We start from the raw sequence: 12278 nt of genomic DNA, 5'->3' as shown, positions 1-12278 counted from the left end.
GTATCCTCCCTAGTCGCCCAGGCGCAGCAGGGCCGCCTGGAAGGCGGGCGCCAGCGCCGTGTGCAAAAGGCCCTGCGCATCCGTGATCCGCATGCGCGCCAGCCAGGCCGCGAATTCGGGCGCCGGACGCAGGCCCAGCACGCGGCGCGCATACAGGGCGTCGTGGAACGAGGTGCTCTGGTAGCCAAGCATGATGTCGTCCGCGCCCGGCACGCCCATGATGAAATTGCAGCCGGCCACGCCCAGCATGGTCAGCAAGGCATCCATGTCGTCCTGGTCCGCTTCCGCGTGGTTGGTGTAGCACACGTCGCAGCCCATAGGCAGCCCAAGCAGCTTGGCGCAGAAATGGTCTTCCAGCCCCGCGCGCATGATCTGCTTGCCGTCGTACAGGTATTCGGGGCCGATGAAGCCCACCACGGAATTGACCAGCAGCGGCTGGAAGGCGCGCGCCACCGCATATGCGCGCGCCTCGCACGTCTGCTGGTCCATGCCGTGGTGTGCGCCGGCAGACAGGGCGCTGCCCTGCCCCGTCTCGAAATACATGACGTTGTTGCCCACCGTGCCGCGTCCCAGCGACAGCGCGGCCGCCTGGCCCTCGGCCAGCAGGGACAAGTCGATGCCGAAGCTGCGGTTGGCCGCCTGCGTGCCCGCCACCGACTGGAACACCAAGTCGACGGGCGCGCCGCGGCGTATCGCCTCGAGCGTATTGGTGATGTGCGTGAGCACGCACGACTGTGTGGGAATCTGATATTGATCAATGACGGCATCGAGCAGGTGCAGCAGCGCGACCACCTGCGCCACATTGTCGGTGGCCGGATTGATGCCGATCACGGCGTCGCCGCTGCCCAGCAGCAGGCCATCGAGGATGGAGGCGGCAATGCCCGTGGCGTCGTCCGTCGGGTGATTCGGCTGCAGCCGCGTGGACAGGCGGCCTTCCAGGCCCAGGGTATTGCGAAAGGCCGTGACGACCTTGCACTTGCGGGCCACCAGCACCAGGTCCTGCAGGCGCATGATTTTTGAGACGGCGGCCGCCATTTCCGGCGTGATGCCGGCGGCGACCTGGGACAGCGTTGGCGTATCCGTCGCGTCGTCCAGCAGCCAGTCGCGCAAATCGCCCACGCACAGATGGGAAATCGGCGCCAGGGCGGCGCGCTCGTGGGTGTCGATGATCAGGCGCGTGACTTCATCGTCTTCGTACGGCACCAGCGCCTCATTGAGAAAGGTCAACAAGGGCACGTCCGCCAGCGCCAGCTGCGCCGCCACCCGTTCACGCGCGCTGGCTGCCGCCACGCCGGCCAGCACATCGCCCGAACGGGGCGGCGTGGCCTTCGCCAGCAGCTCCTTCAGGCTGGCGAAGGCATAGGTATGGCTGTCTATCGTATGGCTGAAACGGGGCATGGTTCGGTTCCTCCCATCCCCATCTTACGCCAACTTATAAACTGCGCAGCGCCCCTTCCAGCTGTGGGTAGCGGAAGGCAAAGCCTTCGCCCAGCAGCCGGCGCGGCGCGACCCGCTGGCCTTCCACCAGCAAGTCGGCCTGCTCGCCCAGCATGGCGCGCATGACGAAGGCCGGCGTGGGCAGGAAGCTGGGGCGGTGCAGCACGGCGCCCGCCACTTGGGCGAAGCGGCGCTGCTCGATGGCTTCCGGCGCGCAGAAGTTGTAGGCGCCGCTGACGGTGGCATCTTCGCTGCGGCGCGCCAGGTGGGCGATGCCGCGGATCACGTCGCGCACGTGCACCCACGTAACCCACTGCTTGCCGCTGCCCAGCGGGCCGCCCACGCCAAAGCGGATCGGCAGCAGCATCTGCGGCAGCGAACCCTGGTGGCCGAAGACGAGGCCAAAGCGCATGCAGCCCACCTGCACGCCAAATGCCTCCGCCTGGCGCGCGGCCGCTTCCCATTCCTGGCACAGCTGCGACATGAAGATGGCTTGCGGCGCGCTCTCCTCCGTCAATTCCGTCGCGTCGCCCTGCGGCTGCACGCCGTAATAGCCGATGGCCGACGCCGACAGCAGTACGCGCGGCTTGTGCTGCGCGCGGGCGATCCACGCCACCAGTTCCTGCGTCAGCGCCACCCGGCTGCGGCGCAGCGCCGCCTTGCGCGCCTCCGTCCAGCGCTTTCCGACGATGCGCGCGCCAGCCAGGTTGACCACCATGTCGATGCGCTGCGCATCCGCCAATGCGTCCAGCGAATCGATGCAGCGCACCTGGCCATCGAAGGTCCAGGCGGCCTGTTTCGGCTGGCGCGTCAGCACCGTCACCGCATGCCCATCGGCCAGCAAAGCGCTGACCAGTTGCTGGCCGATGAAACCCGTGGCGCCCGTCACCAGCACGGACTGCGGCGCGGCGGCAAAGCGCAGGTGCTCTTCCTGCTCTTGCTTTTCCTGCACCTTGCGCCGGCCCAGCTGCCACACGGCATACGCGTCGCGCAAGCCGGACAAGCCCACGCCCACGCCGCACAGGGCGAGGAAGACGCTGAGCCAGCCATACGGCTGCCACACGAGGGCCGTCGGCAACGTGGCCCACTCGCTGCTGTTCAGGGCCAGCAAGGCGATGAAGGCGCCCGCGTTAATCGCCAGTACCGTGTGCGTGACCCGCTCCGTGGCGGGCAAGAGGCGGGTCTGGTCTTCCACGACGAAATCCCACAGGGTCAGCACGATTTCCACGCCAAACACAATGACCAGCACCCAGGCCCAGGCGCCATGCCACTCCCAGGCGGCCAGGCCCACGAACAGCAGGCTGTAGATCAGGGCGCGCGTCGCATGGATGGTCAATTCCAGCCGTGCGGAGGCCTTTTGCGGCAGCGCCTCCGTGATTTCATGGTGGTAGATGGTGTCGAAGGCGCCCAGGCAGCCTTGCGCCGCCATCAGTTGCAGGGCCAGCAGATGCGTATTCATAGTGTTTCCTTCATTTCTGGTGCGGCGGATTCGCGAAACACGCCCGCTTGCGTAAAAGTGGTGCCGAACAGCGCGTGGCGAATCTCGATGCGGATGTTGAACTGCTGCGGCGTCTCGTTGCGGTGGCACAGATAGGTCTTGCCGGGCGTGAGCACGCCGGGCAGCGGCATGCGCCAGCCGAACAGGTCCCAAAAATAGCCGTCGCTGGTGAAGTGCAGGTTGCCATCCTCGACGTGGAGCAGCAGCTTCATGCCCAACCCCATGCCCACGTATTCGAGCACTTCGCCCTTCGCGCTTTCGGCCATATAGGAGGTGAAGCGGATCGGCGCGCGCCCGTGCAGGCGGTAGGTGCGCTGCTTGAAGATGAAGGGGCAGCCGGGGCGCGAATAGACTTCGATATCCACGGGGAAGTCGTGGTCGTCATGGGGAATCAGGGCGCCATCGATGAAGGGGCGCGTCAGCCAGCCGAGGAATTTCCCCAGGCGCGAGCTGCTGAGTTCACTGAGTTCACCGCGGTAGTACAGGGGCTGGCCCGGCGCGGGATTTTTCTCGAAGCGGCGGCGGATGTCCGGGTGCAGGGTCAGCCACTGCTCGCCCATCACCTTCCTGAACAATTCTCCTTCCGAGGGGCCGTTCATGATTTCTCGCGCTTGCCCGGTTTGTCTTCCGGGCTGAGGAACTTGGCCACCTTGCCGCCCATCGACAGCATGCGCTGCAGGGTCGCCGGCGGCAGGTTCTTATAGTCGCTGTAGGTGCTGCTGAGCATTTCCAGAAACGCCAGCACTTCGCCCATGCGCTCGAGCGTCGCCGGCGGTATCGCCGCATCGTGCTCGCCCTCGATCGCGCATTCGCGCAGCACCGTCAGGGTGGGGTCGATCTCGCGCCGCTTGCGCTCTTCCATGATGACGCGGAAGATTTCCCACACATCCTGCAAGGCGACGAAATGGTCGCGCCGGTCCCCCATCACGTGCGTAATGCGCGCCAGGCCCCAGCTTTGCAATTCCTTCAGGCTGTTGCTGACGTTGGACCTGGCCACGTTCAGGCTGGCCGCGATGTCTTCCGCCGTCAAGGGTTCGTTGGCCAGGAACAGCAGCGCGTGGATTTGCGCCACCGTGCGGTTGACGCCCCAGCGCGTACCCATTTCCCCCCAATGGAGAATGTATTTTTGCGTGGTCGGACTCAGAACGCCTACCATAATCTACTCCGCGTCGCGCTTTGCGGTCTGCGATGCTCACTGTGCTCAAGCACAGCTGCGCTTCTCGGCCACAAATCACTGCCGCTCGCTACGGTTCTGTTAGGCGTTCTTGATTTCATGATTTTCTCTTATTTCTGTCGTTACAGAAATGTAAGACGGAACAGAAACCGAGTCAAGCACGATTCGTTACAGGCCCCTGCCGGCAGGCGGCTGGCCCATGGCGCGCAGGAATTGCTGCTGCGACGCGTGCAGCTGGCCGTAACCGAGTTCGCGGTACACGAGACCGTGGCGCGGCGCCAGTTCGGCCAGGATGCGCGCCAGCGCCGGGTAGTGGCGGTGGTTCCAGGTGGGGAACAAGTGGTGCGTCAGGTGCAGGTTCAAGCCGCCGAGCCAGTAACCGAGCCAGCGCAGGCGGCGCGGCTGCGGCGTCCAGTCGCAAGCCGTGTAAAACGTGTGCTGGTACCAGTCGTGCGGCAGCGTACCGTCCGCGCCCGGCTGGAAAAACTCGACTTCGGCCCAGTGCGTGCCCAGGATCAGCGCCACCAGCGCGCACGAGGCGATCATCTGGCCCACGAAATACGCGCCCAGCACCACACCCCAGCCGATGCCGTGCTGCTGCAGCACCCACATCGGCAGCGCCAGCACCAGCGCCACATGGCCCAGCTTCCAGCCCAGGAAGGATAGCCAGCCGCGCCATCCCTGCAGCCGGCTGTGCGCCGCCACGGGCGTCTTGCCGAAGCGGTCCAGCCAGTCGCCATACCAGTTCAAATAGGGCAGCGACAGGGCCGCCACCACGGGCCAGTACAGGTATTGATAGCGGTACTGCGGCGACCAGCGTTGGAACGGCGTCTGGCGCAAAAACGGATTCGGTTCCGTGTCGAGGTCATAGCCTTCCACGTTCGCATACGTGTGATGGAAATGCACGTGGCGGATGGTCCAGAAATCCGTATCCACGCCCACGGGCAAGCCCACCAGGCGGATCAGCACGCGGTTCCAGGCTCCCTGGCGGAAGATGGCGCTATGGGCCGCATCGTGCAGGGTATTCATGGCCAAGGTCATGGCCGCGACCAGGCAAGCCACGTAGCTGGCGACAAACGGCCAGGTGCTTTCGGCGCGCAGCGCCAGCGCATACAGCCCCACCGTCAGCGCGGCCAGGAACACGGTTTTCGCATGCAGGCGCGCGTCGCCGAAGCGGTGTTTTCCTTCGTCCGCCAGGTAGGCGTCGGCGCGTGCGCGCAATTCGCGGCGGAAGGCGGAATCGCGTGCGGGCTGGAAGCGCAGCGGCGGCAGCGAAGGTACAGGCTGCGTCACGCGCGCGTCCCCGCCGCTACCGGCCACCACAGGCGGCGCGCGCCGTCGAGGCCATGCGCCAGCAGCGCGGCCAGGAAAACCATGCCCCACGCATCGCGCGCGCCATACCAGCCCAGGTACAGGGCCGGCATGGCCAAGGCGATGGCGACCCAGGCGATGGCGCCCCAGCGTCTCGCATCCGACAGGCCGCCCAGCGCCAGGGTACCGCCGAAGATCAGCGCGAACAGGATGGCTTGCTGCGCGCCCGCCAGCAGCGCTTCATGGTTGACGTAATAGATCACCAAGCCAAACAGGATCACGCCGCCGGTGCCGATGAACAGCTCGGGCACGTGGAAAGTGCCGCGCGACTGCCAGTGGGGGAAACGCGCGCGCAGCCATTTGAATAGTTTGCCATTGCTGGCCAGCAGCGGGTTATGCGTGGGTGTCATGCCCTTCACGCCATAGCGCATTTCCACGCCCTCGAGTTCGGGCTGGAAGCTGCCGAACAGTTTGTCCCAGATCAACAGCGTGCCGCCGAAATTGCGGTTGATGTAGCGTTTATCGGTGCCGTGGTGCACGCGGTGGTGCGACGGCGTGACCATGAAGCTATCGAGGATGCCGGACTTGTTCACCAGCGCATTGTGGTTGTAGAACTGCACCGTGTAATGCAGGGACGAGACGACGAGGAAGATTTCCAGCGGCACGCCCAGCACGGCCAGGATGGCGATGAAGGGGAAATTCGTCAGCGACGAATACCAGGAATTGCGCACGCCCAGCGACAGATTGAAATGCTCGCCCTGGTGGTGCACCACGTGCACGGCCCACAGCAGGGGGATTTTATGATGCAGCCGGTGCATCCAGTAAAAGCACAAATCCCAGGCAAAGAAGGCGAACACCCATTGCGCCGCCACGGGCCACTGGTCGACGACGTGCAGGTTCGCATGGCGCAGCAGCAGGGCGAACGCCGCCACTTCCACCCCGCGGAACACCCACATCAGGATATGGCCGGAGTTGAGGTTGAAGATCACGTCCTTCCACGGCACGGGGGTCTTGCGCACCCATTTGAGGATCAGCAGTTCGGCCAGCACGAAGGCCAGCATGATCAAAAACGACAGGGCAAAGGGATTCATCATGATGCGGTTTTTATGGAAACGGCGCGGCGGGCCGCCAAGGATACCTGCATTTTCGCCAGGATGCCGCCAGCGACGCCAACGGCCAGGCCGGCGGCCAGGTCGATGCTCACGTGCCGGCGCAGGGCGATGATGGCATAGCAGATGGCCACGCCCAGCACCACGGCCAGAGCGGAGCGCAGCAGGTGGCGCCTGCCGCACAAGGCCCACACGCACAGCAATGTCAGAGCGCCGTGCAGCGACGGCAGGCAGTTTTGCGTGGAATCCGCCGCCTGCAGCAGGCGCAGCGCCTGCGTGCTCCAGGCGCTGCCCTCGCCCACGGGCGGATACGCGAGCGTGGTCGGGTACAGCAGGAAGACCACGCCGCAGGCCAGCGCGGAAAGCGCCATGGCGCGCGCCAGCCAGCGCACCTTCGCCGCATCGGCCGCCAGGTAGGCGTAGGGAATAAGGATGAAGAAGGACAGGTACAGCCAGATGGCGGCATCCGTGTAGGGGATGGCGCGGTCGATGGCCGTTTCCGGCAGCAGCACGCCCTGCCCTTGCAGCAGGTCGCTGGAAAAATACACGAGGCCGACGCTGCCCCAGCCGGCCAGCAGGTGCAGCAGGCGGCCGCGTACGGTCATGGAAGTAGGATTCATGCGCTTGCGAGGCGCCGGATGCGGCGCCGTTTCATGGTGGGGTCAAAGGGAGGCAGTTCGCCGCTCACCGTCCAGGCCAGGCCGTCGACGGCCACGCCCAGGCCGCGCAGCACCGCTGCCAGGTGCGCGCGCAAGGCGGCCAGGCCGGCAGCATCCAGGGCCGCGTGCAGCTGCAAGGAGGCGTCGCCCGACTGCACCAGGCGGTAATCGGCGTCCGGCGGCAAGGCTTGCGCAAACGCGCGCGTCAATACGTCGGCAAACACGGCGACGGGGGCGCCGCCGTTCGCCGATGGCACGGATGGCAAGAACAGCATGTCGTCGCAGCGCCCTTCGATGCCGTCGATGGCGCGCGTGGCACGGCCGCACGGGCATGGCGTGGCGCGCGCGAGCAGGATGTCGTCGAGGCGGTAGCGCACGATGGGCTGCGTGATGCGCGTGAAGTCCGTAATCACGGGCACGAAGCGCCTCTGTTCAGCGTCCAGCCACTGCGGCTCGATGTGCACATACTCTTCGTTCAAGTGCAGCACGCCATGCTCGCAGCTGCTGGCGAGGAAACCCTCGGTGGCCTGGTAGATTTCATGCACGGCGCCAAACGCCTGCACGATCAGCGCGCGGTCCTGCGCTTCCAGCACTTCGGCCACCGAAATGATTTTTTTCGGCGCCAGCGCCAGGCTGCCATCGATGACGCGCAAGGCCAGCTGGCGTAGCACCTGGGCCGGCGCGACGATGACGGAAGGTTGATATTGCGCAAGCCGCGCGCACAGGCTGTCGAACGGTTCGAACAAATCGTAGAAGGCAAAGGTCAGCCACGGCGAACGCACGGCCGTGTACAGATTGCTGTTCGCGCGCAGGAACAGCGCCACCCGTTCGCCGGAAAACAGGCCGTCGGGCAGCGCCTTGGCCAGCATCACGCCCGCCCATTGCGCCTTTTCGCGGGGGCTGACGGTAAACACGGCGCGCCGCGACGAGGTGCCCGACGACAGCCCCACGGTGATGTCGCCCACGGCGGGCGTAAAATCGCGGCTATGCTCGGCCGCCATGGCCGCGTCCATCGCCTGCGCCAACGTGATGCCTTGCGTGTTCATGGCGTCGAAATGCTCAAGCATCAGCGCCTTGTTCATCATCGGCCACTGCGCCAGGGGCAGATCGCGGAACGGCGCAAAGTAGGTGCTGCGCGCGCACAGCACCTCGGTGAAGCGCGCCAGTTGCTTGTTCTGGTAGGCGCCCAGCTGCGCGCGGCTTGTGAACCGCAGGCGGCGCGTGCGCCAGTACGACAGCAAGAGCCAGACGATACGCTTCACGGACGGCCCGCCACAGGAACATAGTCCGCCGTGTCTTCATGCGTGATGCGGATGTGCGCATTGCCCGACTGGTGCAGCTGGTGCAGCCGGTTCAGGGTGGCGTAGTACGGCGCGCGCTTGTGCTGGATGAGGAACGACAGTTCGGACGGTCCGCGCAGCTGCTGAAAGCTTTCCGGTACCCAGGCCGCGTCCGACGCCAGCAAGGTCCAGCCACTATCCTGCAGCACGAAGGCGCCCAGATGGCCGATGGCGTGGCCAGGCAGGTCGACGATGTAGATTTCGCCCGTGCCGCTGACGTCGCGCCCATGCGTGAATGGCAGCAAGGCCGCCGGCAAGGCCGTCTCGGGCACGCTTTCCACGAAATCCAGGCGGTCGGCTATGTCATTCGGCAGCAGTTCGGGCACGAAGGCCTGGCGCACGGCGGCCACGCCGGACAGTCCCCGCACGGCGTCCCAGCCCGTTTGGGAGGCCATCAGCCGCGCGCCGGGAAAGTCGCGCAGCCCCGCGATATGGTCGGCGTGGAAGTGCGACAGCAGCAAGGTGTGGATATCGCCGGGCGCCACGCCATGCGCGCGCAACTGGCCCTGCAACGATTCACTCTCATCGAAGGAAATCGGCGTCACCCACGCATACATGCGGTACACGCCCTTCGACGTTGCGGCGCGGAAGTGCTCGGCGTAGCCCGTGTCCCACAGGTACAGGCCCGCGCGCGTTTCGATCAGGTAGGCGCGCGAGGGGAAGCAGCGGCTGGCCAGCCCGCTGCCTTTCAAGACCATGCACGAAGGATGGGTGCAGTGGCCGACGCGAAACGCGGTGATGCTAGCCATTGCGCTCCTTGCCCACCTTGTGCGCCGCCGCTTCCTGGCGCATCCACTGCGCCGTCAGGGCGATGCCTTCCTGCAGGCTGACGATGGGACGGTAGCCGAGCACCTTGCGCGCCTTGGCATTATCGAGCGTCATGTCGAAACTGAGTGCGCCGATGCTGTAGGGCGTGAGCGACGGTTCGCGGCGGGTAAAGCGCGAGGCGAACTGCATCAGGCGCGCGACCAGCGCCAGCACGCGGTAAGGCACGCTGACGATCTCGAACGGCTGCTGCAGATGGTCGCAGAACAGGGTGCGCAAGATGTCGCACAGGCGCGCCGGTTCGCCATTCGTGATGTTGAAGGCGGCGCCGGAAGCGATGGTCTTGTGCACGGTGGCCAGCCACATCGCGTGCACGACATTGTCGACATAGGTGATGTCGATGGTGGCCGCGCCGCCGTTGGGCAGGGGCAGCTTGCCGCCGCGCTCCTGCAGCACCCGCGCCAGGCGCGGGATCAGGACCTGGTCGTGCGGGCCGAAGATGGCGCGCGGGCGCAGGATCACGCACGTCATGCCGCGGTGGCGGTCGACGCAATCCTGCACCAGCTTTTCCGCCATCGCCTTGCTGCGCGCATACGCGTTGACGAAGGCATCGGGGCGGAAGGTTTCCGGCACTTCGAGGTGGTTGCGGTAGTCGAAATAGATGGCCGGGGTGGAGATGTGCACGAAGCGCGCCACGTGCAGGCTGGCCGCCGCGCGCAGCAATTGGCCCGTGGCCGTGACGTTGGCGGCGATGAAGTCGCGTTCCGGCCCCCACGGCGACGACAACGCGGCGCAGTGCCAGACGGTGTCCATGCCGCGCACCAGTTCATCGACCTGGCGTGGCGATGCCTGTGCCAGGTCGAGCGCGACGAATTGCGCGCCCATGCGTTCCAGTTCGCGGCCGACGGCGGCGTTGCGGCCCGTGGCGCGCACTTCCACGCCCTGCGCCAGCAGGGTGCGCACGGCATTGCGCCCCAAGCCGCCCGTCGCTCCCGTGACCAGTATCCGCCTCATCGCACCACCTTCACAGGTCAAGAATCATGCCGCCGATGGTCAAGCCCGCGGCCGTGCCCATCATCAGCAAACGCTGGCCTGCCACGGCCCGCCCCGTCATCACCGCCTCGTGCAGGGCGGTGGGCAAGGACGCGGCCACCTGGTTGCCATGCGTTTCAAAGATCTTGATGATTTTAGCATCGGGAACGTCGAGGATGCGCGCCGCATGCGCGAGCCCCAGCGGGCTGGCCTGGTGCGGCACCACCACGTCGACTTTTTCCAGTCCCGCGCCCGATTCCAGCATTAATTCCGCCAGGAAATCCGGCATCACCTTGACGGCCAGGCGGAACACGGCCTTGCCATCCATGCGGAACAGGTAGTCGCCCGGCTCGCAGCCATTGCGCGGGTTGCGCTCGGTGCCGCCGCCACGGATTTCGCAGTAGCGCCGCCCTTCCGGATACGTGCCCATCTTGTAGGCGCGGATGCCGGCGCTGCCATCGCCGCGCTCGACGATGACGGCGGCGGCGCCGTCGCCAAAGATCATCGACGCTTCCGGCTCGCTCCAGTCGACGCCGCGCGAGGCGAGGTCGGACGAAACGATGGCGATGCGCCGGTAGGCGCTGCCCGCCAGCATGGACGCGGCCACGCGGAAGGCGGCCATGAAGCTGAGGCAGCTGGCGTTGACGTCGAAGCTTTGCGTGCCTGGCGGCAATCCCGCATGTTCGGCCACGAAGCAAGCCGTATTCGGCAACGCTTGCTCGGGCACGCCGTTGGCGCAGATCAACAAGTCGATGTCGGCCGGACGCAGGCTGGCATTCTTCAGCGCGTCGAGCAGGGCGGCGGCGCCCAGCTGGCTTTGCGATTCATCGGGCGCGGCGACAAAGCGCGACAGCACGCCGCTCTTGCGCAGGGTATAGCCAGCCGGATGGCCCAAAGTCAGGTCCAGGCTGGCGGAAGTCACACTCTGCGACGGCACGGCCTTGCCCGTCGCGATCAGGCGAACTGGAATCATGTTGGCCTTAACAAAATAAAATAAATACGGTTGATGAAGGGTCTATGCGCTAATCGCGTGCCAGCGGCGGCAATGCAACACCGCAGTTCTTGCAGAAACTGGCATCGTCATCGAGCCCTTCCTTCAGGCACGTGGGGCAGGTACGCGTGGTGACCAGCTTGGAACTGCGCTGTACCGTCATTTCCGCGCTGATAATGCCGGTAGGCACTGCCAGGATGCCCCAGCCGAGCAACATCATCAGGGAAGCGATGGTGCGCCCGATGTCGGTCCTCGGCGTGATATCGCCGAAACCCACGGTGGTCATGGTGCTGATGGCCCAGTAAATCGACGTGGGGATACTGCTGTAACCGTTCTCAGGTCCTTCCACCACGTACATCACAGTACCCAACAGAAAGACCACCATCATGACAAAAGACAAGAAAATGAGGATTTTGCGCCGGCTGGCCAGCAAGGCCCGCCCCAGCACCGTGTATTCATGCACATACGACGTGAGCTTGAGGATGCGGAACATGCGCAGCAGGCGCAAAATGCGCACGTCGATCAGCACGTGCGCGCCCGGCAGCAGCAAGCCGATGTAGGTCGGCACGATGGCCAGCAAATCGATAATGCCGAAAAAACTCTTGGCATAGCGCACCGGATGCTGCAGGCAAGACAGGCGGGCGAAATATTCGATGGTAAATAAAATGGTGAAAAACCATTCCAGCGCCGTCAGCCAGGTGCCGTAGCGCTCGGCCACGGAGGCGACACTGCTGAGCACGACCACCGTCACGCTGATCAGGATGGCGGCGATCAGCAGCAAATCGAAGGCGCGGCCCGTGCGCGTTTCCGCCTCGAAAATGACGGTGTACACCTGCTCGCGCCAGCCCCGCTCGGGCTTGCCATATTTCTGCTGCGTTTCCTGCGCCGCCAGTTGCTGCGGCGTCAAGGGCGCCGCTCCGCTCTTCGTCGCGGCTTTCATGTGGGTAATGTGCTCATATACT

At 65.4% G+C, this 12278-nt stretch carries 12 protein-coding genes; all 12 read right to left on the bottom strand.

What is annotated here, in order from left to right; all coding sequences use genetic code 11:
- Window positions 1-9 precede the first annotated feature (9 nt).
- The gene (locus OX459_RS02450) at window positions 10-1398 is read right to left on the bottom strand and encodes an ethanolamine ammonia-lyase subunit EutB (RefSeq protein WP_289903658.1); all 1389 of its coding nucleotides are present in this window, start codon (window positions 1396-1398) and stop codon (window positions 10-12) included.
- A gap of 34 nt (window positions 1399-1432) precedes the next feature.
- A complete protein-coding gene (locus tag OX459_RS02445) occupies window positions 1433-2896 on the bottom strand; it encodes a TIGR01777 family oxidoreductase (protein WP_289903657.1) in 1464 nt (487 codons plus the stop codon).
- Entirely contained in the window at window positions 2893-3534 is a 642-nt protein-coding gene (locus tag OX459_RS02440; RefSeq protein ID WP_289903656.1) for a DUF4166 domain-containing protein, read from the bottom strand. The genes OX459_RS02445 and OX459_RS02440 overlap by 4 nt, the downstream gene beginning before the upstream one ends.
- Window positions 3531-4091, bottom strand: coding sequence for a GbsR/MarR family transcriptional regulator (locus OX459_RS02435; RefSeq protein ID WP_289903655.1), 561 nt, complete (start codon window positions 4089-4091; stop codon window positions 3531-3533). The genes OX459_RS02440 and OX459_RS02435 overlap by 4 nt, the downstream gene beginning before the upstream one ends.
- Before the next feature lie 186 nt (window positions 4092-4277).
- A complete protein-coding gene (locus OX459_RS02430; RefSeq protein WP_289903654.1) occupies window positions 4278-5402 on the bottom strand; it encodes an acyl-CoA desaturase in 1125 nt (374 codons plus the stop codon).
- A complete protein-coding gene (locus OX459_RS02425) occupies window positions 5399-6514 on the bottom strand; it encodes a sterol desaturase family protein (protein WP_289903653.1) in 1116 nt (371 codons plus the stop codon). Before OX459_RS02425 ends, OX459_RS02430 begins: the two co-directional genes overlap by 4 nt.
- Complete coding sequence (locus tag OX459_RS02420; RefSeq protein ID WP_289903652.1) at window positions 6511-7149, bottom strand: phosphatase PAP2 family protein; 639 nt, start codon at window positions 7147-7149, stop codon at window positions 6511-6513. The genes OX459_RS02425 and OX459_RS02420 overlap by 4 nt, the downstream gene beginning before the upstream one ends.
- Window positions 7146-8450 (bottom strand): F390 synthetase-related protein, encoded by a 1305-nt coding sequence (locus OX459_RS02415; RefSeq protein ID WP_289903651.1) that lies wholly within the window; start codon window positions 8448-8450, stop codon window positions 7146-7148. The genes OX459_RS02420 and OX459_RS02415 overlap by 4 nt, the downstream gene beginning before the upstream one ends.
- Window positions 8447-9277 carry an MBL fold metallo-hydrolase gene (locus OX459_RS02410; RefSeq protein ID WP_289903650.1) on the bottom strand — a complete coding sequence of 277 codons (831 nt, stop codon included), beginning with the start codon at window positions 9275-9277 and terminating at the stop codon, window positions 8447-8449. Before OX459_RS02410 ends, OX459_RS02415 begins: the two co-directional genes overlap by 4 nt.
- The gene (locus OX459_RS02405) at window positions 9270-10307 is read right to left on the bottom strand and encodes an SDR family NAD(P)-dependent oxidoreductase (protein ID WP_289903649.1); all 1038 of its coding nucleotides are present in this window, start codon (window positions 10305-10307) and stop codon (window positions 9270-9272) included. The genes OX459_RS02410 and OX459_RS02405 overlap by 8 nt, the downstream gene beginning before the upstream one ends.
- A gap of 10 nt (window positions 10308-10317) precedes the next feature.
- A complete protein-coding gene (locus OX459_RS02400) occupies window positions 10318-11298 on the bottom strand; it encodes a 3-oxoacyl-[acyl-carrier-protein] synthase III C-terminal domain-containing protein (protein ID WP_289903648.1) in 981 nt (326 codons plus the stop codon).
- Between the two features lie 49 nt (window positions 11299-11347).
- Window positions 11348-12256 carry an ion transporter gene (locus OX459_RS02395; RefSeq protein ID WP_099666624.1) on the bottom strand — a complete coding sequence of 303 codons (909 nt, stop codon included), beginning with the start codon at window positions 12254-12256 and terminating at the stop codon, window positions 11348-11350.
- Window positions 12257-12278 lie beyond the last annotated feature (22 nt).

The organism is Janthinobacterium sp. SUN026 (assembly GCF_030397625.1).
Taxonomy (GTDB): domain Bacteria; phylum Pseudomonadota; class Gammaproteobacteria; order Burkholderiales; family Burkholderiaceae_D; genus Janthinobacterium; species Janthinobacterium kumbetense.
The sequence above is the reverse complement of the archived record's forward strand: the minus strand, read 5'-3'. Positions and strand labels throughout refer to the sequence as shown.